Source organism: Ectobacillus sp. OTK, from assembly GCF_059698935.1.
Genome location: NZ_AP048547.1, coordinates 5,351,410 through 5,372,473 on the forward strand (window position 1 = coordinate 5,351,410; position 21,064 = coordinate 5,372,473).

16 protein-coding genes are annotated in these 21,064 nt (G+C 42.7%); 5 read left to right on the forward strand and 11 right to left on the reverse strand.

Annotation, left to right across the window (positions count from 1 at the left end):
* Window positions 1–183: 183 nt before the first annotated feature.
* On the reverse strand, window positions 184–1,590 hold the full coding sequence (gene treP / locus AC6HZ4_RS26465) for a PTS system trehalose-specific EIIBC component (RefSeq protein WP_497492876.1): 1,407 nt from the start codon (window positions 1,588–1,590) through the stop codon (window positions 184–186).
* Between the two features lie 277 nt (window positions 1,591–1,867).
* Window positions 1,868–2,572: a trehalose operon repressor gene (gene treR / locus AC6HZ4_RS26470; RefSeq protein ID WP_497492878.1), complete on the reverse strand. Its 705-nt coding sequence runs from the start codon at window positions 2,570–2,572 to the stop codon at window positions 1,868–1,870.
* A 234-nt stretch (window positions 2,573–2,806) separates the two neighbouring features.
* Here treR and map point away from each other — a divergent pair, with 234 nt between their 5' ends.
* The 3 genes from map (at window position 2,807) to AC6HZ4_RS26485 (ending at window position 5,666) form a co-directional block, all read left to right on the forward strand.
* A complete protein-coding gene (gene map, locus AC6HZ4_RS26475; protein ID WP_497492880.1) occupies window positions 2,807–3,556 on the forward strand; it encodes a type I methionyl aminopeptidase in 750 nt (249 codons plus the stop codon).
* A gap of 104 nt (window positions 3,557–3,660) precedes the next feature.
* Window positions 3,661–4,068 (forward strand): HI0074 family nucleotidyltransferase substrate-binding subunit, encoded by a 408-nt coding sequence (locus AC6HZ4_RS26480; protein WP_497492882.1) that lies wholly within the window; start codon window positions 3,661–3,663, stop codon window positions 4,066–4,068.
* Between the two features lie 392 nt (window positions 4,069–4,460).
* Window positions 4,461–5,666 (forward strand): MFS transporter, encoded by a 1,206-nt coding sequence (locus tag AC6HZ4_RS26485; protein ID WP_497492884.1) that lies wholly within the window; start codon window positions 4,461–4,463, stop codon window positions 5,664–5,666.
* 199 nt (window positions 5,667–5,865) lie between these two features.
* Here AC6HZ4_RS26485 and AC6HZ4_RS26490 read toward each other — a convergent pair whose 3' ends face one another.
* The 9 genes from AC6HZ4_RS26490 to AC6HZ4_RS26530 all read right to left on the reverse strand — a co-directional run bounded on the left by AC6HZ4_RS26490 (window position 5,866) and on the right by AC6HZ4_RS26530 (window position 17,608).
* Window positions 5,866–7,308 carry a glycoside hydrolase family 1 protein gene (locus AC6HZ4_RS26490; RefSeq protein WP_497492886.1) on the reverse strand — a complete coding sequence of 481 codons (1,443 nt, stop codon included), beginning with the start codon at window positions 7,306–7,308 and terminating at the stop codon, window positions 5,866–5,868.
* A 149-nt stretch (window positions 7,309–7,457) separates the two neighbouring features.
* Window positions 7,458–9,293, reverse strand: a complete 1,836-nt coding sequence (locus AC6HZ4_RS26495) for a beta-glucoside-specific PTS transporter subunit IIABC (RefSeq protein WP_497492888.1) — start codon at window positions 9,291–9,293, stop codon at window positions 7,458–7,460.
* Between the two features lie 727 nt (window positions 9,294–10,020).
* Complete coding sequence (gene argS / locus AC6HZ4_RS26500) at window positions 10,021–11,691, reverse strand: arginine--tRNA ligase (protein WP_497492890.1); 1,671 nt, start codon at window positions 11,689–11,691, stop codon at window positions 10,021–10,023.
* The gene (locus tag AC6HZ4_RS26505) at window positions 11,688–12,128 is read right to left on the reverse strand and encodes a YwiB family protein (RefSeq protein WP_497492891.1); all 441 of its coding nucleotides are present in this window, start codon (window positions 12,126–12,128) and stop codon (window positions 11,688–11,690) included. Before AC6HZ4_RS26505 ends, argS begins: the two co-directional genes overlap by 4 nt.
* Window positions 12,129–12,404: 276 nt before the next feature.
* Window positions 12,405–13,283, reverse strand: coding sequence for an agmatinase (speB, locus tag AC6HZ4_RS26510; protein WP_497492893.1), 879 nt, complete (start codon window positions 13,281–13,283; stop codon window positions 12,405–12,407).
* Window positions 13,284–13,313: 30 nt separating this feature from the next.
* Window positions 13,314–14,141, reverse strand: a complete 828-nt coding sequence (speE, locus tag AC6HZ4_RS26515; RefSeq protein WP_497495845.1) for a polyamine aminopropyltransferase — start codon at window positions 14,139–14,141, stop codon at window positions 13,314–13,316.
* Window positions 14,142–14,488: 347 nt separating this feature from the next.
* Entirely contained in the window at window positions 14,489–15,847 is a 1,359-nt protein-coding gene (locus AC6HZ4_RS26520; RefSeq protein WP_497492895.1) for an ABC transporter substrate-binding protein, read from the reverse strand.
* Window positions 15,848–15,869: 22 nt separating this feature from the next.
* A complete protein-coding gene (locus AC6HZ4_RS26525; protein ID WP_497492897.1) occupies window positions 15,870–16,676 on the reverse strand; it encodes a carbohydrate ABC transporter permease in 807 nt (268 codons plus the stop codon).
* A complete protein-coding gene (locus tag AC6HZ4_RS26530) occupies window positions 16,673–17,608 on the reverse strand; it encodes a carbohydrate ABC transporter permease (protein ID WP_497492898.1) in 936 nt (311 codons plus the stop codon). The genes AC6HZ4_RS26525 and AC6HZ4_RS26530 overlap by 4 nt, the downstream gene beginning before the upstream one ends.
* Window positions 17,609–17,917: 309 nt before the next feature.
* On the opposite strand from AC6HZ4_RS26530, the gene AC6HZ4_RS26535 reads away from it, so the two are divergent.
* Window positions 17,918–18,658 (forward strand): glycerophosphodiester phosphodiesterase, encoded by a 741-nt coding sequence (locus AC6HZ4_RS26535; RefSeq protein ID WP_497492900.1) that lies wholly within the window; start codon window positions 17,918–17,920, stop codon window positions 18,656–18,658.
* A 219-nt stretch (window positions 18,659–18,877) separates the two neighbouring features.
* Window positions 18,878–20,938, forward strand: coding sequence for a transglycosylase domain-containing protein (locus AC6HZ4_RS26540; RefSeq protein WP_497492901.1), 2,061 nt, complete (start codon window positions 18,878–18,880; stop codon window positions 20,936–20,938).
* The last annotated feature ends 126 nt before the right edge of the window (window positions 20,939–21,064 follow it).

The window sequence follows — 21,064 nt, forward strand, 5'->3', positions numbered from 1 at the left end:
TTCCACCACCATTTGTTATTGGAGCCGACATATTTTCTTGACCTATGTCAACTCCTGCTATTCCATTCATAAAACAAGATACGATACCACTATGAGCAGGCTTTATTCCGCTTATAATGATATCGTTTGACTTGATCATAACCAGGAGACCGCGCAAGAGCCAGACTCCGAATAATGCATATATTATTTATCCTTACGTAATTTTCCAAAGAATATCGTTAATACGAATGGTACTACTAACACGATTGCCATACCGATGAAAAACACTCCCCATTTTTCCGGGAAAATGGATAAGAATCCAGGCAAACCGCCTACGCCAATGGATGCAGCTTTTACGCCTTGGGATGAAATAAACATACCTGCAAGCGCGGAGCCAATGACAGCCGAGATAAAGGCAAAGCGGAAGCGCAGGTTTACCCCAAACATAGCTGGCTCCGTAATGCCAAGATAAGCAGAAACCGCAGATGTTGCAGATAAGCTTTTTAATTTCTCATCCTTTAATACAAACATCATAGCTAATGCGGCCGTACCTTGCGCAATATTTGACAAAGCGACCATCGGCCATAGGAATGTGCCTCCTATGCTTCCAATTAACTGCAAGTCTACCGCTAGGAATGTATGATGCATACCTGTAATAACAAGCGGTGCATAAAGCCCTCCGTAAATAAGTCCGCCTAAAAGCGGCGCTACCTCGAAAATACCTACTACTGCATTTGTAATAACGTTACCAATCGCAAATGTGATTGGCCCAATTGCGATAAATGAAAGAAAACCAGTTAATAATAACGCGATAGGTGCTACAAGCAACAGCTGGAATGCATCTGGAATACGCTTCCTTAGAAACTTTTCAATCTTAGCTAACACATAAGAAGCAAGCAATACCGGCAATACTTGACCTTGATAGCCAACCTTTTGGACGTCTAGGCCAAATAAATTCCATTTCGGGATTTCCTTTGCCGCCCCATATCCCCACGCATTGAGAAGGTCAGGGTGAACGAGCATTAAACCAAGAACAATCCCTAATAGCGGACTTCCGCCAAATCTATTGACAGCAGACCAGCCAATCAAACCCGGTAAAAATACAAACGCCGTATTCGCAATTAAGTTAATAATGCCGGCAAAGTCCTTCCACTGCGGATAGACATCAACTAACGCCTTCTTATCAAAGAAAATGCCAGGTCCAGTCAAGATATTATTAATCCCCATCAGCAAACCTGCTGTTACAATGGCTGGCAAAATCGGAATAAATATATCCGCCAATGTTTTAATCGCACGCTGAAGCGGATTCAATTTTTTTGCCGCTTCATCCTTTATTTCCTGCTTTGAGGCCTGAGAAATTCCTGCCATTTCAACCATTTCGTTATATACTTTATCAACTGTCCCCTGCCCTATAACAACCTGGAACTGGCCGTTTGTAGAGAAGGAACCTTTCACTAAATCAATTTGCTCTAGCGCTTCCTTATTCACCTTGCCCTCGTCTTTTAAAGCAAAGCGCAAACGAGTCACACAGTGCGTCGCAGCAGCAACGTTTTCTTTACCGCCAATATGGGCAAGTATTTCTTCAGCGGCCTGGCGATGCTTATTGCTCATTGTTAATCCTCCCTTTACCTTGATTAGAAATATTTTTAATAACGTTTACAGACAACGTTTACAGACAACGTTTACAGATAGCGTTTACAGATACAATCTTAACTTATATATACGAGTTAGTCAACACTTATATATACGAGTTAGCTAAAACTTATATATACGAGTTTATTTTCCTTCGATAAGCTGTTGTTTATCTTACCCCTAAAAGCACATATGTACTTTATAGTTCATATCCTTTACGCCTCATATGTTCTTACAATACAAAAAAGCCCGACCTTTATCGGCGGGCTACATCAGAAAAGTAAAACTTATCTAAACGATGACGCGATTCTGTATACTCGAATTGTCTTCCATCATACAAATGAGTATAGTTTTTCACAACAATCACATAATCTGTTCCATTTAAATCTAAATATTTTCGGTCTTCCTCCGTACAGGGCTGTGCTTCAATCACACGGTGCGCATAGCTGATTTGCAGACGCAATGTCTGTTCAATATACTGATAAACTGAGGTTTGTACAATCTCCTCTGTGAGATCGGGTATGATATCAGAGACAAAATAGTTCACATCTAAGATAACATCCTCTCCATCAATATTACGAACACGTTTAATGAGATCTACCTTTGTTTTTCCCTTTACATTCAAAAGCTTTGCAATAGTTCGGTCAGCAGACATCTTCTTCATTTCGACTACCTTGGTTACAATATCCCGGTTAAGCCGTTCATATTCCTCTTTAAAGCTTACGATCCCGCCAAGACGAAATTCAATATTTTTCTTTCGAAGAACGAAGACGCCCTTACCATGTATCTTTTGCACATATCCGCGCTCCTGCAAAAGATCGACTGCTTTGCGCACTGTACCGCGGCTTGCATCAAACTGCGCAATCAGCTCCGTCTCCGATGGAATTTTATCTCCTTCTACCAGCTCGCCATCCTCAATTTGTTGTATGATGGCGCTATATATAGTTTCGTACTTCCTCATACAGTGTATCTCCTTTTTTCTATATCTTTTATTATACACAATTATTTTGGGCAGCAGAAAAGAGACTTTCTTGCCGGAACACAGAGTTTAACACAGGATACAATCGTTGCTTTGATGTAACATTCAGTTAGGATCAACAATATATTATCATCATTTATATGTGACAATTGTCATCATCCAGGGAAAAATGATACTATCATGTGAGGTATACTTCAGAGAAAAGGTAGGTTTATCATGATCATTAAAAGTGAACAGGACTTAGAAGGATTACGAAAAATCGGACGGATTGTCGCGCTCGCGCGTGAGGAAATGAAGCGTTTGGCGAAGCCCGGCATGACGACAAAGGAGCTGGATTTAATCGGCAAGCGCGTACTTGATGAGCACGGTGCGGAATCCGCTCCAGAGAAAGAATATAACTTCCCAGGCATTACATGTATCAGCATTAACGAGGAGGTCGCGCACGGCATCCCTGGGGATCGCGTGATTCAAGATGGTGACCTTGTAAATATTGATATCTCAGCAGCACTCGACGGCTACTATGCGGATACAGGCATTTCCTTTGTAGTCGGGCAAGGAGATGAGCTCAAGACAAAGCTATGCCAGGCCGCAGAGGATGCATTTTGGGCAGCGATGAAAAAAACAAAAGCCGGAGCGAAGCGCAACCAAATTGGGCGGGCCGTCTTCAACGAAGCACGTAAAAATGGCTTTACCGTTATTGAAAACTTGACTGGCCATGGCATCGGCCGCAGCCTGCATGAAGAACCAGAGCACATTTTAAACTACTTCGATCCGCGAGACGGGGCATTGCTAAAGGATGGGCTCGTGTTGGCAGTAGAGCCGTTCGTCTCCGCAGGGGCAAGCCATATTATTGAACTAGGGGATGGCTGGACGTTTGTGACACCGGATAAAAGCCTTGTGGCGCAATGCGAGCATACAATTGTCGTTACAAAGGGTGAGCCAATTGTTCTAACAGTTCTAGATTAAGGCAGGCACTTTCCACTCACTATGTTTACAGATTAGATAAAATCTCAATACTAAGATAAGAATAGCTATTGGTTTTGAATCGCTGTCTGTAAAGGAGTGAGAATATGACGGTAAGCTTACAATATGCACTAGATAACTGCAGTAAAGCAGTACGCCGCTTACAAGAAGCGGCTGAACTGCCGATGGAGCAGTCTATTGTACTAGACGGCACGATTCATCGATTTGAACTCGCCTATGAAACAGTTTGGAGGCTGCTAAAGGTATATTTCGAGCACAAGGGCGACGTGCACGACGATGTATCTTCGCGTTCGCTATTTAAAGCAGCTGTTAGAGCTGGGCTTTTTCAGAAAAGCGTGGATTGGCTTATCATGGTTGCCGATCGAAATGCAGCTTCATATGCTTCTGATCAAGAAACAGCTCGTCTTATATACGAACGAATTCAAACGCAGCACATTCAAACCTTCGAGGAACTGTTGCTGCGATTACAAAGTGAGATAGAAAAGCGACCTTGACTGGTTGCTTTTTATTTTGTCTACAGTGATGATTTGCATTCCATGAAACAATCACTCAAAAAAAATTCCTTATTCATCCAAAAAAGTCACACTTAACGTCATTATTCATAACATATAAGTTTCCATATACTAAAGCTTCTTTGTTCCTTAAAACCAAAACTATCCCTGGATTTCCTTGACTTTCCATCCTCTCCGGCAAATATTTAACAACTCTGCTTTATGATATAAAAATCGTGAAATCGCTTCGTTTTTCACAAAATATGTAATGTATACGTTATCATTTTCCGAATTTTCAAAACAGTGTTAACTTTTCTAACAACAATGCTACATTTTTTTGATAGCCATAGTATAAATACTCTAGATACAACAATCGAGTAAAGGAGAGGGAGAATATGAAGTTAGCTGATTTGAAGAAAAGCGGACATACACCATCGCTCATTGCATCATTTTTGTATTTTGACGTAAGCTTTATGATTTGGGTTATCCTTGGAGCACTTGGAGCCTTCATTACAAGCGATTTCGGATTATCACCGGCACAAAAAGGATTAATAGTTGCGATTCCTATCTTAGGAGGATCTGTCTTCCGAATCATATTAGGGGTTCTAACAGATCGAATCGGTCCAAGAAAAACAGCAATCGGCGGTATGCTTGTTACAATGATTCCACTGCTTTGGGGATGGTTAGCTGGGGACAGCATCAATGAATTAATTGCAATTGGTATTTTATTAGGGGTAGCCGGTGCAAGCTTCTCTGCTGCACTTCCAATGGCAAGCCGTTGGTATCCGCCTCATCTGCAAGGCTTGGCGATGGGTATCGCTGGTGCAGGTAACAGCGGAACATTATTTGCAACATTATTCGGACCTCGTCTTGCGACAGCTTACGGCTGGCACAATGTTTTAGGTTTTGCACTTATTCCATTAATTCTTGTATTCATTTCTTATCTATTTATGGCAAAGGACGCACCGTCCCAGCCAGAACCAAAAACATTAAAAGAAACATTTTCTGTCTTGAAATATAAAGACACTTGGTTCTTCTGTGTTTTATATAGCGTTACATTCGGAGGCTTCGTTGGACTTTCCAGCTTCCTCAGCATTTTCTTCGTGGATCAGTATGGCTTGTCAAAGGTATCTGCCGGAGACTTCGTAACACTTTGCGTTGCATCCGGAAGTATTTTACGACCAGTCGGCGGCTTTCTTGCCGATAAAATCGGTGGAACAAAGCTTCTTATATTCTTGTTTAGCGCAGTAGCTATTTTAATGTTTGGTGTGAGCTACCTGCCTGCCTTTAACATCGTTATGATCTTATTATTCATCGGAATGGGCTGCCTTGGCATGGGGAACGGCGCGGTATTCCAAGTTATTCCACAGCGCTTCCGTGAAGAGATCGGTATGGTTACAGGACTTGTTGGCGCGGCTGGCGGCATCGGCGGCTTCTTCGTACCAAACCTGTTAGGAACGCTTAAGCAAATCACAGGCACATATGCAACAGGATTTATCGGCTACTCTTTAATGGGGCTTGCAGCTTTAATTGTATTGCTTACGGCTGTACAATCCTGGAAGAAGACTTTCCTAGTTCGAAACAACAAGGTAGAGGCATAACCAGAAATCATAGTCTATTCCCTTTACTGAAAATCACAGAAAATTAAGCTTCAGCCTTTATAACACAATCCCTGCATGTTGTTTAGCAATTCTAGAAAAATAAGAGGAGCTGAATCAAAGTCCGCTGAAAGCGGGCTTTGATTGTCAGCTCCTTTTATTAATTACCGAATTTTTATCTTCTTTTTTGAAACGGTGTAAATTATAGCTCTTCCCCATTTGTCGCAATTACATTTTTATACCAGAAAAACGACTTTTTCTTTTTACGCTCCAACGTGCCGCTGCCATCATCATGCTTATCAACATAAATAAATCCATAGCGTTTGGACATTTCTCCTGTTGAAGCACTAACTAAATCAATACAGCCCCATGAAGTATAACCCATCAATTCCACTCCATCTTCAATCGCTTCTCCCATTGCTCTGATGTGTTCGCGAAGATAGTCAATTCGGTAATCATCATTAATTGAACCGTCCTCTTCTACCTTATCGTAGGCTCCAAGACCGTTTTCCACGACAAATAACGGCTTTTGATATCGATCATACAATTGGTTTAAAGAGATTTGAAGACCAATCGGATCAATTTCCCATCCCCATTCACTTGCTTTTAAAAATGGATTTTTAATTCCACCTAAGATATTCCCTTGACCCACTTCTTCCGGTGTTTTGTCCTTCTTCTCTGTACGAGACATATAGTAACTAAAAGCGATATAATCAACTGTATTTTCTTTCATTAGTTCAAGATCGCCTTCTTGAATTTCAAGATTTATTCCATGCTCTCTCCAGTATCTCTTTATGAAAGCCGGGTACTCCCCACGTACTTGTACATCGCCACAGAAGTAGTTAAATAACTGTTCTTCCTTTAAAGCATAAAGTACATTTTCAGGATTGCAATCAACAGAATAGGTCGGAAGATACACAATCATACATCCGATTTGAGCACCAGGAATAATCTCATGACAAAGCTGAACTGCTCTCGCACTTGCGACAAATTGATGATGATATGCTTGGAAAGTTGGCTGATAATGATCTTCTTCTTTTTGAATCGCAAACCCCAGCCCTAAGATTGGCATGTGAAGACTACTGTTGATTTCATTAAATGTCATCCAGTATTTCACTTTATTTTTATACCGGTTGAAGAGTGTTGTTACATATCTTTCAAAGAATGTAACCAATTCACGGCTTCTCCAGCCCCCATATTCTTTTACAAGGTGAATTGGTAGTTCATAGTGAGAAATCGTGACTACCGGTTCAATGTTATATTTAAGCAATTCATCGAACACACGGTCATAGAATGCTAACCCTTCTTCATTTGGAACGAGCTCATCGCCTTTAGGGAAAATGCGTGACCATGAAATCGACATACGAAACACTTTGAATCCCATTTCAGCAAAAAGGGCAATATCTTCTTTGTAACGGTGATAAAAATCAATTGCTTCGTGATTTGGATACGTATACTTTTCTGGATGCAACTCAAAATCAAAACCAGGATCTTTCAATACTTTTAGTCTTACTTTACCACCCGGTAAAACATCAGGTGTATTCAATCCTTTACCACCTTCAAGATATCCGCCTTCCAGCTGATTAGCAGCCGTAGCACCTCCCCATAAAAAACCTTCCGGAAATTGCTTTTTCAATTCATTCATTTGTTTGTTCCTCCTTATAATCACTAAAACGAAATATTTTCTCCATGTAAACAAAGGGGTAATGATTCCGCATTAACGCTCCTGTACCATACTAAAATAACAAACGGGTGAAGAGGGCTAAATAAGCCTCTCCCCATTCCATACTGTTTTTAAATGACAAGTGTCAGTAAGCCTTCATTTGCTTTAACCTTCTCTTGATGTGTTTCTACGATCTCCATATACTGATTCGTATTTGTAATAATCACTGGTGTTGTTGTCTGATAGCCAGCTTCTTTAATCTTCTCAATGTCAAACTCGACTAGTAAATCGCCTTTCTTCACATGATCTCCTTGCTGAACTTTTGGTGAGAAATATTTTCCTTCTAGTTGAACTGTATCTATCCCGACATGAATTAAAATTTCTGCACCTTCTTCAGATGTAATCCCAATTGCGTGTCCTGTCGGGAAAAGTATAGATACAACACCATCTGCAGGCGCGAACACTTTACCAACTGTCGGTTCGATTGCGATGCCTTTTCCCATCGCTTCTGATGAAAATACTTGATCATCTACTTCGTTTAATGCTTTGATTGCTCCAGTCAATGGACTCACAATCGCCTCTTTTTTCACAAGCGGCTGTCCTACTTCTGCTTTGTTATCAGATACTACTTCCTTTTGTTTTTTGTCTTCAAATCCAAGTAATACTGTCATTAATGCTGCACCTGCAAAAGCAATTCCAATCGCGATGATGTGTACTCCCATCGGTGCGAAGGCTGGGATAGACAATGCACTTGGGAATGCAAATACAGTGGCTTTTGCCCCAAACATACCGTTAATTGCGCCACCAACAGCAGCAGGGATTATAACATACGGAATGGTTCTTTTATAACGCATCATTAAGCCGTAAAGAATTGGTTCTGTTACACCGGATAGTAAACCCGGTACTAATGTTGATCCACTAAGTGTTTTTAAGGATTTGTCCTTTGTGCGTAAAAAAACACCAAGTGCTAAGCCCGCTTGTGCAAGTGGAGCAGCTGCAAGCATTGCAAAGATTGGGCTGCCTCCGTGTGCAATCTGATCTAACCCAATGGGTACGAGTCCCCAATGAAGACCAAACAGTGTCAAGAATGTCCATCCTGCACCCACAACAGCACCTGTTAAAATACCGCTCTTTGTGCTCAAGAAGTTAATAGCAGATCCGATTCCATTGCCTACATACACACCAAACGGTCCAAATGCAATCACAGTAAGCGGTACAATAATAATCAACGATAGCATTGGAACTAAAAACATTTGTAAATCTTTATGAATCATTTTCTTAAGGAGTTTTTCTAAAACAGCATAGATACTTACAGCTATAAAGACCGGAAACACAGAAGATGAATAATCCATCAATATAACGGAAATGCCGATAAAATCCGTACTTTTACCTGCAGCCAGCAAACCGGTGAAATTCGGTTCTAGTAGCGCTGCCCCGATTGTACCGCCTACATACGGATTTGCGCCAAGCTTCGTTGCAAGTGTAATTCCTAAAAAGATCGGTAAGAAATAGAAGACAGCGTTTCCAGCAGCGGATAGAATAAAATACGTTCCGCTTTCCGCTGATAATAACCCAGTCATTGTCAAAATCGTTAACAATGCTTTCAACATACCTGCTCCCGCAAGTGCCCCTAACAGCGGTGAGAAGCTGCGTGAAATGACTTCAAAAATTCGGGCTCCAATGCTTCCCTTTGACTCATCTGATGAATCAGCTGCCGCACCTACATTTGCGATTTTTGTAATTTCCTTGTATACATCGGCAACATGACTTCCAACAACAACCTGAAATTGTCCGCCACTCTCAACAACGCTGAGAACTCCATTCAACTTTTGAAGCGATGCCTTATCTGCCTTTGCGTGATCCTTGAGTTTAAAGCGTAGGCGAGTCGCGCAATGCACAAGACTGGATACATTTTGCTCGCCGCCAACAAGTCTTACAATATCCTTTGCTAAACCGTTATAGCTCATATTGTCTGCTCCTTTTTTTAGTTAATATGTTTATGAATTTTTTTATTAAGATAAAATGAAATAAAAGTGCGGGTACATCTGTGTAATAAAGAAAAATTTGAACTAAAGTCATGTAGTAGGAAAAATAGAATTAAAATTTCTGAAAGCATAAAGATTTTTTTCTGTCAAATCCATAACCATTCCTTGGAATGAAATTTCTATTTATCTGTTGTGTTGCTGTGAAACACCACGTCCTTTCAAGGGTATAAAAAAAACCTAAATCACCACAGAATACGGACATACACATATACCTAGTAATAGGTATGCATACCCTTATTCTGTGAGCGATTTAGGTTTTGCCTGCTTAACCAGTAACAATCCTAAAATAACTCTAATGTTCGAGTTACATATAGTACTTAACTAATGACTATAATCTAACATGCTTAAAACAGGTTGTCAACGCTTTCTTTTTTAATTAAAAAGTTCTTGAAGGAAGCATCTCAATTAAGATATAGATTTGATTGGCCAACGAGTTGCCATTGGCGAGTCTTTAAATGAAGACGGAGGTGTAGCTGCACTTATACTTTACTCCTTAAATTCCCTAATACATTGAGTCTCTTCTACCTCCACCTAGGAATTTATACCTGACAACGTACAAAATAACCCCGCCATCTAAAGGCAAACAGCACCTTCGCTGGCGGGGAACATTTTACTGCGGAACAAAACGATCCGTGTCCGCTTTTCCTGCTTACATTTTTTCCGGTGCGGAGACACCGATTAAGGATAATGCATTATGCAGAGTAATTTGTACAGCCTTCATCAAGTCATAACGCGCCTGGCTTTTTTCCATGTTTTCGCGGTCTAATACCTTTTCCGCATTGTAGAAGCTGTGAAGAGCAGATGCCAGCTCAAATACGTAGTGCGTCATGCGGTGCGGCAAACGCTTCACAGCCGCCTCCGCTACCGCTGCCGGGAATTCGCCAAGCTTTTTCAATAGGTCGATCTCTTTCTCGGAATTCACTAACGCGTAGTTCGCGCTGCCGCTGTGCGTTAAGCCGAGCTCTTCGCCCTGACGAAGGATGCTGCAAACGCGGGCATGGGCATATTGTCCGTAGTAGACAGGATTTTCGTTTGATTTGGACACAGCAAGATCCATATCAAAATCAAGATGGGAATCGCTGCTGCGCATCGCAAAGAAGTAGCGCATTGCGTCCACGCCAACCTCTTCCATCAGCTCTCGCAATGTAACAGCCTTTCCTGTACGCTTGCTCATTTTTACCTTTTCGCCGTTTTGGTACAGCTGCACCATTTGGATAATTTGTACTTCTAGGGCATCCCCGCTATAGCCGAGCGCCTGGATTGCCGCTCTCATACGCGGGATGTAGCCGTGATGGTCCGCGCCCCAGATGTTAATGAGCTTCTCGAAGCCGCGCTCAAGCTTATCGCGGTGATACGCGATATCCGGTGTTAAGTATGTGTAAGAGCCGTCATTTTTAATGAGTACGCGGTCCTTGTCATCGCCGTATGCTGTGGAACGGAACCATGTTGCGCCGCCCTCTTCAAAGATCTCGCCGCGCTCCTTTAGCACCGCTAAGGCTTGGTCAATTTTGCCGTTATGGTACAGGGATGTCTCGGAATACCACACATCAAAGCGGACGCGGAAGCTTTCCAAGTCCTTTTGCAGCTTTTCTAATTCATATTTTAAGCCGTATTCACGGAAGAAATCATAACGCTCTTTTTCGTCTGCGTTTAGGTAGCGGTCACCGAACTCCTCCGCTAGGCGTTTGCCGATTTGTACAACGTCTTCGCCATAATAACCGTCCGCCGGCATTTCCGCATCCTTGCCAAGCGCCTGCATGTAGCGCGCCTCTACAGAAAGCGCGAGGTTATGAATTTGATTTCCGGCATCGTTAATATAGTACTCGCGGGATACGTCATAGCCCGCCTTTGCAAGCAAATTGCAAAGCGTATCACCAACAGCCGCGCCGCGGGCATGCCCTAAGTGAAGGTCGCCGGTCGGGTTCGCGGATACGAATTCCACCTGAACCTTTTGGCCCTTCCCGGTATTGGTTTCGCCATATTTCTCTCCTGCTTGCAAAATTGCAGGAATTAGCTCTGTTAAATAGCTGTTGTTCATATAAAAGTTAATAAAACCCGGTCCGGCAATCTCAATTTTTTCAACAGATGCCTTCGTTTTATCAAAGCTTGCGACGATTTCCTCGGCAATTGCACGAGGCGGCTTTTTCGCAATACGCGCCAGCTGCATCGCCATATTTGTTGAATAATCACCGTGCGCCTTCTCCTTTGGCGTTTCAAGAATGACTCCCGGGATTTGCTCCTCAGCAGCCAAGCCTGCCTTCACGACCGCCGCTTGAATCTCTTGCTTTACTAGTTCTTTTACCTGCTCTAAGGAATTCATTTTACACTCTCCTTCAACTTCATCGTAATCGTATATCGTCCCGCTTCACTGCCGCTGATGCGCAAAGCGTACGTAAAAAACAGCTGTCCTTTTTTCTTCTGATCCGACCATTCAAAAAGAACATTATCTGTTTTTGTTTCTAATGGAAATGTTCCAAGCTCGCTTGTGTACGTTCCCTTTGTCCATTCTCCCTTTTTGTGCGTTTGGCGCATGGACACGGAACCGGAGCGCATAATGAGCACTGCGCCGTCCTGAATTTTCACGACCGTTTTTACCTCTCCTTGCTCACTCGGCTCTTGAAACGTGATATATGTACCTTGACCTTTTTCATAGTATAGACCATTTGTTTCAAAAGCAATAGTTTCCTTGCGCGCCCCTTCGCGAATTTGTGTTACAAAATGAACATGTATCGGCAAACCTGCAGTACCCTTGTCCACATCTTGCCCACCTTTCTCATTCGCTAAAATAGTCACTTTTATTATCATACCAAAAAGAAAAGGAGAATGTCTTGTAAAAAGTGAGAAAAACAAAGGGATAGTTCCACAGATAGGAAGCCCGGCAACAAATCTGTTATTTATATAAAGAAACCTCGCCCATTGGCGAGCCGTTAGGCGAGGACAGAGGCGTGGCTGCACTTACACTTTATTATTAAAATGTAAAAACAGCCAGCCCCCATATGCGAAAGCTGACTGGTTCAAACCTCTTGTATATAACTAGCGTTGTTGTACTAAGCCCAACAAAATTTCGCGAACAATCTTACCCGCTACAATCGGGGTTTGCTCGCTATGATCATAAACTGGCGCAACCTCTACGATATCAGCGCCTACTACATTCACTTCAGAATTTGCAAGCTCTACTAAAGATGCAAGCAATTCCTTAGACGAAATGCCGCCTGCTTCCAGCGTGCCTGTTCCAGGTGCATGGGCAGGATCCAATACATCGATATCAATTGTTAAGTAAACCGGTCTTCCCGCCAATTCAGGCAATACCTTCTTAAGCGGCTCAAGAACATCGAACTTGAACAGGTTCATGCCGACTTCCTTTGCCCACTGGAACTCTTCCTTTAAGCCGGAACGAATGCCGAATGAATACACGTTTTTCGGGCCGATTAAGTCGCAAGCCTTCTTAATCGGTGTTGCATGCGAATACGGCTCACCCTCGTAATTATCACGAAGATCTGTATGCGCGTCAAAGTGAATAATTGCAAGATCCGGATACTTTTTATACATCGCCTTAATAACCGGCCAAGACACTAAGTGCTCACCGCCAAGGCCAAGCGGAAACTTGCCGTCAGCTAACAAGCCGTCGATATATTCTTCAATCATATTAATGCTTTTTTCTGGGTTTCCAAATGGAAGCGGGATATCGCCAGCGTCGAAATATTTCACTTCCTCAAGCTCACGATCCATATACGGGCTGTATTCCTCTAATCCAATTGATAGCTCGCGAATGCGCGCTGGACCAAAGCGAGAACCTGGACGGAAGCTTACTGTCCAGTCCATCGGCATGCCGTAGATCACTGCTTCAGCCTCATCGTAGCTTTGGTGGCTTTTAATAAATACATTACCGGAATATGCTTCATCAAAACGCATATACTGTTCCTCCTATCCATAACACACTGCTTATTTAATTAAATCACCAACGAACTTCGGCAGGGCAAATGCTGCTTTATGAAGCTCCTTCGTGTAATATTTTGTTTCGATATCGTGGAAGCGCTCTTCGCTTACCTCTAGTGGATCATGCTGCTTGGATCCGATTGTGAATGTCCAAAGGCCGCTTGGGTACGTTGGAATGTTTGCTGTGTACAGACGCGTGATTGGAAAGATTTCGCTTACGTCCTTGAACACATTTGTAATCAATTCTGGTGTAAACCAAGGGTTGTCTGTTTGCGCAACGAAAATGCCGTCTTCCTTCAGTGCCTTAGCGATTCCCGCATAGAAGCCCTTTGTAAATAAGTTTACAGCTGGTCCTACCGGCTCTGTGGAGTCAACCATGATTACATCATACTCGTTTTCGCTTTGTGCAATATGAAGGAAGCCGTCATCCACTTTCACTTCTACACGCGGATTGTCCAATTCACCTGCGATTTCTGGCAAGTACTTCTTAGAATACTCAATTACCTTGCCATCGATTTCAACAAGCGTTGCTTTTTTCACGCTTGGATGCTTTAATACCTCGCGAATTACACCGCCGTCTCCGCCGCCTACTACAAGCACGTTTTCAGGGTTTGGATGCGTAAACAAAGGAACGTGAGCCACCATTTCATGGTATACAAACTCATCCTTTTGTGTTGTCATTACCATGCCGTCAAGAATCAGCATGTTTCCAAACTCTTCTGTTTCTACCATGTCAAGCTTTTGAAACTCTGTTTGCTCTGTATGTAAAGTGCGCTTAATTTTCGCTGTGATTCCAAAGTTCTCTGTTTGCTTTTCCGTGAACCATAATTCCATTTTAGTATCACGCCTCTCTTCATTTGCAATTTTAGTCACCTTAAATATCACTTAACAAAAATAAAACAAAAACTCGAAAATGTATAGATAAAAATACAAAAACACATGAATTTTTATAACATTTCAGCATTACATTTTTCATATCATCTGTGCACCGCTTCTATTACTTTGTCCGACTTTCAGAATAAATATAAAGAAAACCCGTCGATTGACGAAGACAGAGGCGGAGCTGCACTGATACTTTATTCTTAAAATTTTCTATTGCATTGAATGGCCTCCCAGCTGGAAATTCATAATTTTAAGATGTAAAGAAAAGCCTTACTCCCTCAAAGGAGCAAGGCTTTTCTTTAATTTCCTGTTGTCTTATTATAATTTGCAATCGCCTCATTAATGGTTTTCGCTGCTGCCTTCACCGCTTGCTCCGGCGAGGCTTGACCTTGAATCATTTTTTCAATATTTAACTCAATGTTTTGACGCGCCTCTGGGAAAACGCCAAGCAATGCGCCTGTTGCTGTTTTCGGTGAATCATGAAGCTGATCAATTGCTGTTTGGAACTGCGGATTTTGCTTTAGGTATTCCTTCATGTCCGGTAAATCATATGCTTTTTTCGTTACCGCAAAGTAGCCTGTATTTTGCGACCAGAAGGCTTGCTGCTGAGGCGATACCATGAATTTTACAAATTCAAACGCCGCAAGCTGCTTTTCCTTATCCTTTTTATCCATCACCCATAGAGAGGCGCCTCCAATCGAAACACCGCCATCTTTAGATGCGTCTGGAGTTGGGAGGTAAGCTGTTCCGATTTCAAAGCGGCCGCCGACAGCATTCATCATATCCTTCAACGCTGCCGTTGAGTCTAATGTCATCGCTACCTTCCCAGCTGCAAAGGCACTCTTCGTTTCGCTCGTCTTGCGGCCCAAGTTCACAGCTGCACCGGAATCATATAAATCCTTCCACGCCTGGAATGTTTTTAAGCCTGCACCGTTTTCATCAAAGGCTACCTTTGTCGCTTTGTCGGAGCGGCCGTTTTTGTTATTCGCAAAATATGCATCCTGCTTTACAAGAAACTGCTCGAAAAACCAGCCGTACGTCGCGATGCCAAGACCGCTTTGCTCTACCGTACTGCCATTTTTCTTCGTTAGTTTTTTCGAATACTCCTCTATTTCCGCAAAAGTTTTCGGTGCCTTGTCAGGGTCTAATCCCGCTTCTTTAAATGCAGTCTTATTATAGTACAAAACTGGCGTAGAGGAGTTAAAAGGCATCGAATATAGCTTCTTATCTACCGTATAATACGAAAGCAGATTCGGTTCTAGCGAAGACATATCATACTTTTGCTCGTCAATGAGCGTTTGCATGGGAACGACATAGCCGCTATCAATCATAAAGCGCGTGCCGATATCATATACTTGCATGACATCAGGGCCGGCATTACCAGCGACTGAGCTTTTCAGCTTGTTAATTGCTTGATCGTAGTCCCCTTGAAACTGCGCAGTTACATGTACCTTTTTTTGAGAGCTGTTAAAGCTGTCGACCATTTTGTTAATTGCTTCACCTCCAGCTCCACCCATCGCATGCCAATATGTAATCTCAATTGTTTTGCCGTCGTCCTTCAGCCCAGTTGCAGCTGTTTCTTCAGAGGAGGAACAGCCTGTCAGTGCAGCAGTAAGAGTAAGCGCTGCTGTAGATAATGCAAGAAGCGTCTTTTTCATATGAAATCTCCTTCTATTTGTATTAGCCCTTCACGGAACCGGATGTAATTCCGGAGACGAGCTGCTTTTGACCGACAATAAAAATCAATATGGATGGAATAAGCACGAGAATAATCCCAGCCATGATCATGCCAAATGATTGTGATTCCTCATTCTGCAGCATACTGACACCAATCTGAACAGTGCGCATACTATCTTTATTTGTAATAAGGAGCGGCCACATATATTGGTTCCAGGTCATTAAAAATGTATATACCCCGAGCGATCCGATAGCTGGACGCGATAACGGCATTACAATTTGCAGGAAATAACGAAAATTGCCGCAGCCATCCATTCTCGCCGATTCATACAGTTCCTTCGGGAGCGTTAAAAACGATTGACGCATGAGAAAAATACCCATCGCTGATGTTAAGAATGGAATAATCAATCCTTTGTAGCTATCCATCCAGCCCCAAGCAGCAATGTTCATATAGTTTGCGAGAATAATGGCCTCGCCTGGGATCATCATCGTAGCGAGTACGAGAAAAAACAAAAGTGCTTGTCCTTTCATACGAAAGTGTGCAAAAGCAAAGGCAGCCAGGCTGCATACGATGATTTGCCCGATTGTCACAAAGAGCGACACAATGAAGCTGTTTTGAATAAAGGTAAACAGCGGAGCCGCCTGTAAGGCTGCTTCGTAATTGCCGAGATAAAGCGAGCTCGGCAGCCATTGCCTCGGACTTGCAAAGATTTCATCCGGCTTCATAAAGCTGATGCTAAGCACATATAAAAGCGGCAGCATTACGAAAAAAGCAGCAGCCCATTTCACGAAGAACGCGATAGACTTCATCGATAAAACACCCACTTCTTTTCATAACGAAACTGAATCAGCGTTATGACGAGCATAATAAGAAATAAAATAATAGAGTTGGCGCTTGCCAGACCAAAGCGATTGTTCAAAAATGCTTGCTGATAAATGGTATACACAAGTACATTCGTTGCATGAGCAGGTCCGCCGCCCGTCATAATATTCACCTGACCGAATGACTGAAATGCTTCAATGATATTAATTACAACAACGAAAAATAATGTTGGTGTTACAAGCGGCAGAGTAATCCGCCAGAGAGACTGCATATATCCAGCCCCGTCAACAGCGGCACTTTCATAGTACTCGGTCGGAATACTCTGAAGCCCTGCCAAAATAAGAATAAAATTCAATCCGAGCTGCATCCATGCCGTTACAATCGCTACCGCAAATAACGCATACTTCGTGTCGCTGAGCCAGCTAATATGTGTCCCAAGTATAGAATTAATCATTCCAATAGAAGGATGATAGAGAAACATCCAAATGACAGCGGCACAGGATGTCGAAACCGCCATTGGCATTGCATACACAAGGCGAAGCGCACGCACTCCCCTTATCCTTTTATGAGCAAGCAGCGCCAGTATAAATCCGCCTAAAATAGAGGGCACAACCGTGAGCACTACATATGTAAATGTTACAGCGAGGCTGTTATGAAACTCCGGTGAAGTAAGGAGTTCCTTGTAATTCTCAACCCCGGCAAATGCCACTGCCTTGCCGGCAAAGTTTGTTAATTGAAAACTCATATAAATAGTTTTAAAAAACGGAAAATAAACAAACAAACCGAAAATCAATAGCGCAGGCAGTAAGTACAGGTAAGGCTCTATCTTCTTTCCTATTTGCTTTCCAATCCTTTGCTCTTCCTTTAGAACGATTTGTCTCTGCTTCCGCTTGCCGATTGCCGTACTAAGTTCCGGCATTGTATTTCCCCCTCTCTTATGCATAAGGAGAGTATAGCAAGCTATTATTAATGTTCTGTTTAGGAAACAATTAAATTACGTGAATACTTTTAATCCAATATAAATTTTGTTAATTTTTGTAAATCTCGTTGCCCTTTCATTTGTTCAGCTTCATAATAGGGATGTTAAAGAAAACTCGTGATTAATAGAGGAGCAGTTGTACTTATATTTCATTCCTAAAATTTCCTGTTACATCAAATACGCATCTACTTCTAGCTGGAGATTTATACATTCCTAAAGTATAAAAAATGAACGGAAGGAGACTTTCCTATGAAACAGCCTCTCATTTTTGCCCATCGCGGTGTAAAAGGAACACATCCAGAAAATACAATGGCTGCTTTTTTAGAGGCAGAGCGTGTAGGTGCTCACGGCATCGAGCTTGACATTCATCTTTCTAATGACGGCGAAATAATTGTCATTCATGATGAGACGCTTGATCGCACAACGAACGGAAAAGGGCTGGCATTCAACTATACACTGGAGCAGCTAAAAAAGCTTGATGCGGGCAGCTTTTTTGAGGATCGCTTCGCTGGAGAACAAATTCCTTCGCTTCGTGAAGTGCTGGCATGGGCTGCGGGAACTACACTATTGCTAAATATCGAACTAAAAAATGATATCATCCGCTACCCGCAGCTTGAGCAAAAGGCAGTGCAGCTCGTTCGCGAGTACGGCTTGGAAGATCGGGTTATATTCTCCTCCTTCAATCATGAATCTATTGAGCTGCTTGCCTCTCTTGCCCCGGAAATCAATAGAGCAATTCTCTATCATGAGCAATTACCGGATGCGATGATGGAAGCAAAAAAGCGGCAGGCAAGCGGACTTCATCCAAACTTTATGCTGCTGACAAGAGAATTTGTCCAAGAGGCGCAGCAGGCAGGCTTTGTGCTGCGCCCATATACCATTAATGACTATACGGATTTAGAAAATATGATTAATTTAGGCGTCGACGTGATCATCACCGATTGGCCAGCACGCGCCTTCGAGCTGCTAAAGGAAAGAGAGCTTCTGTAAGAGGCTCTTTTTCTTTTGTAAAAGCAGTCTCCCCCTCTTAAATCACCCTTCAACACCGCATCCTAAAGACAAAGATGCAACATATCCACTACAACTGTTATCAGATGACCGCCCCTCCCAAATAAGACTCTTTTTCCCCGTTTTTCTCATTTCTGTTCGTTTAAAAATATGGAAATTCCTCAATACTAATAAGAGCATATGAGCCGGGGGGTAACATAAATGGAACTGATTGCAAACAAGAAAACGGCAAAATATATACGGGCGATTGCTTTTATAAGTTTGATTGTCTCTATAAGTCTTGCGGCTCTCATATCTCTATGTGTCATTGCCGCAAAAATTGCGGGTCCTCCTCCTGTAGCTGTTCCGCAAACAACCGTCTTTTACGCGAATGATGATTCAGTCATTGGACAAAGCAAAACAGGAGAAAACAGACATTGGGTTACACTCGACCAAATTTCCCCATTTTTAAGGGAGGCTACGATTGCGATTGAAGATCAGCGCTTTTACGACCATTACGGCTTTGACTTCAGAAGGATTGCCGGTGCGGTGGTAGCTGATATTAAAGCGATGGCGAAGGTTCAGGGAGCGAGTACGATTACGCAGCAATATGCGCGGAATCTATATCTAAGCCATGATAAAACATGGAAGCGAAAAGCAATGGAAGCCCTTTATACCATTCGACTTGAGGCAAACTACAGCAAAAATACAATTTTAGAAGGATATTTAAATACTATCTATTACGGACACGGTGCATACGGTATTGAAGCAGCCTCCCGTCTGTACTTTAATAAACACGCCGCAGATTTAACGCTTGCGGAGGCGAGCATGCTTGCAGGTATTCCAAAGGGACCCAGCTATTATTCTCCCCACCTGAACATGCAGCGGGCAAAGCAGCGGCAGGCCCTCATTCTCCAGCAAATGCGCGAGCAGGGTTATATTACAAAAGCGGAGGAAGCTGAAGCAAAGCAAACAAAGCTTGCATTCGTGCCGCTTAATCAAAATGAAGTTGCCGCGCAGGCTCCCTATTTTCAAGATGCTGTTCAGGCTGCACTCGTGAATGACCTGCAAATTGATGAACAAATCATAGAGCAGGGCGGGCTCCGTATTTATACAACGCTCGATCCGAAGCTGCAGGCAATTGCAGAGCAAACGGTAAAATCAGTAATTCCAGACAGTACTGACATTGAAACAGCATTGATTGCAATGGATCCAAAAACAGGTGAGGTAAAGGCATTAATTGGAGGGCGGGATTATGAAAAAAGCCAATTTAACCGCGCCACACAGGCTTACCGACAACCAGGCTCTACCTTTAAACCGTTCTTATATTATGCAGCGCTAGAGCAAGGCTTTACGCCGGTTACACGCCTCAAAAGCGAATATACGAAATTTAAACTATCAGACGGGGTATCTACCTATACCCCAACAAACTACAATAACTATTACGCGGATGACTTTGTAACCATGATGCAGGCGCTTGCGGTTTCTGATAATGTATATGCCGTAAAAACGCATCTATTTCTCGGAGAAAACACGCTTGTCAAAACAGCAAGGAAGTTTGGGATTACAAGCAGGCTCAATCCTGTCCCTGCTCTTGCTCTCGGAACATCGCCGGTAAAACCGATTGAAATGACGAACGCCTACAGCATGTTTGCCAACGGCGGAAAAAAAGTGTCGCCCCTTTTTATAAGACGCATTATCGACCGTAACGGGACAGTTTTATACGATGCACACTTGGAGGATAAACAGGTGCTCGATGAAAATAACGTGTTCGTTACACAAGAAATGATGACAGGCATGTTCAATAAAAAGCTAAGCAGCTACGCAACTGTAACCGGGCAGGCGATCATCCCAAAGCTTACAAGACAATACGCAGGAAAATCCGGCTCTACCAAAACGGATAGCTGGATGATCGGCTTTACGCCGCAGCTTGTTACAGGTGTCTGGGTCGGCTACGATAAGGAACGAGAAATCACAAACGCGGCTGAGCAGCGCTATTCCAAGGATATTTGGGTAAATGTAATGGAGAAGGGATTAGAAAAAGAGGAAAAGAAGAAATTTGAACAGCCATCTGGTGTCGTTGCCCTTGACATTAACCCGCAAAACGGAAAAATTGCTACAAAGGGCTGTCCAGTTAAAGTAAAAATGTATTTCACAAAGGGAACAGAGCCAACAGACTACTGTATGGATCATTTAGATGAAGAAGATGAATTTAATAAAATTCAGCTAAAGGCCAAGGAAGAGCAGAAAAACGGCTGGTGGAAGAAATACTTTCCTTGGTAAGGCTGTTATAGGTGCAAAACAGGCGGGAAGCTCCTTCGAAACAGTCCTATCCCTAATCCAGCATCAAAAAAAATCATAGAAAAACGATTTTGTCGCTTGGCAAAATCGTTTTTCTCATCTAAGGCT

Bases quoted from the DNA above. Each gene is read 5' to 3' on its own strand.
- treP (WP_497492876.1), bottom strand. From the start codon at position 1,590: ATGAGCAATAAGCATCGCCAGGCCGCTGAAGAAATACTTGCCCATATT.
- treR (WP_497492878.1), bottom strand. From the start codon at position 2,572: ATGAGGAAGTACGAAACTATATATAGCGCCATCATACAACAAATTGAG.
- map (WP_497492880.1), top strand. From the start codon at position 2,807: ATGATCATTAAAAGTGAACAGGACTTAGAAGGATTACGAAAAATCGGA.
- AC6HZ4_RS26480 (WP_497492882.1), top strand. From the start codon at position 3,661: ATGACGGTAAGCTTACAATATGCACTAGATAACTGCAGTAAAGCAGTA.
- AC6HZ4_RS26485 (WP_497492884.1), top strand. From the start codon at position 4,461: ATGAAGTTAGCTGATTTGAAGAAAAGCGGACATACACCATCGCTCATT.
- AC6HZ4_RS26490 (WP_497492886.1), bottom strand. From the start codon at position 7,308: ATGAATGAATTGAAAAAGCAATTTCCGGAAGGTTTTTTATGGGGAGGT.
- AC6HZ4_RS26495 (WP_497492888.1), bottom strand. From the start codon at position 9,293: ATGAGCTATAACGGTTTAGCAAAGGATATTGTAAGACTTGTTGGCGGC.
- argS (WP_497492890.1), bottom strand. From the start codon at position 11,691: ATGAATTCCTTAGAGCAGGTAAAAGAACTAGTAAAGCAAGAGATTCAA.
- speB (WP_497492893.1), bottom strand. From the start codon at position 13,283: ATGCGTTTTGATGAAGCATATTCCGGTAATGTATTTATTAAAAGCCAC.
- speE (WP_497495845.1), bottom strand. From the start codon at position 14,141: ATGGAATTATGGTTCACGGAAAAGCAAACAGAGAACTTTGGAATCACA.
- AC6HZ4_RS26520 (WP_497492895.1), bottom strand. From the start codon at position 15,847: ATGAAAAAGACGCTTCTTGCATTATCTACAGCAGCGCTTACTCTTACT.
- AC6HZ4_RS26525 (WP_497492897.1), bottom strand. From the start codon at position 16,676: ATGAAGTCTATCGCGTTCTTCGTGAAATGGGCTGCTGCTTTTTTCGTA.
- AC6HZ4_RS26530 (WP_497492898.1), bottom strand. From the start codon at position 17,608: ATGCCGGAACTTAGTACGGCAATCGGCAAGCGGAAGCAGAGACAAATC.
- AC6HZ4_RS26535 (WP_497492900.1), top strand. From the start codon at position 17,918: ATGAAACAGCCTCTCATTTTTGCCCATCGCGGTGTAAAAGGAACACAT.
- AC6HZ4_RS26540 (WP_497492901.1), top strand. From the start codon at position 18,878: ATGGAACTGATTGCAAACAAGAAAACGGCAAAATATATACGGGCGATT.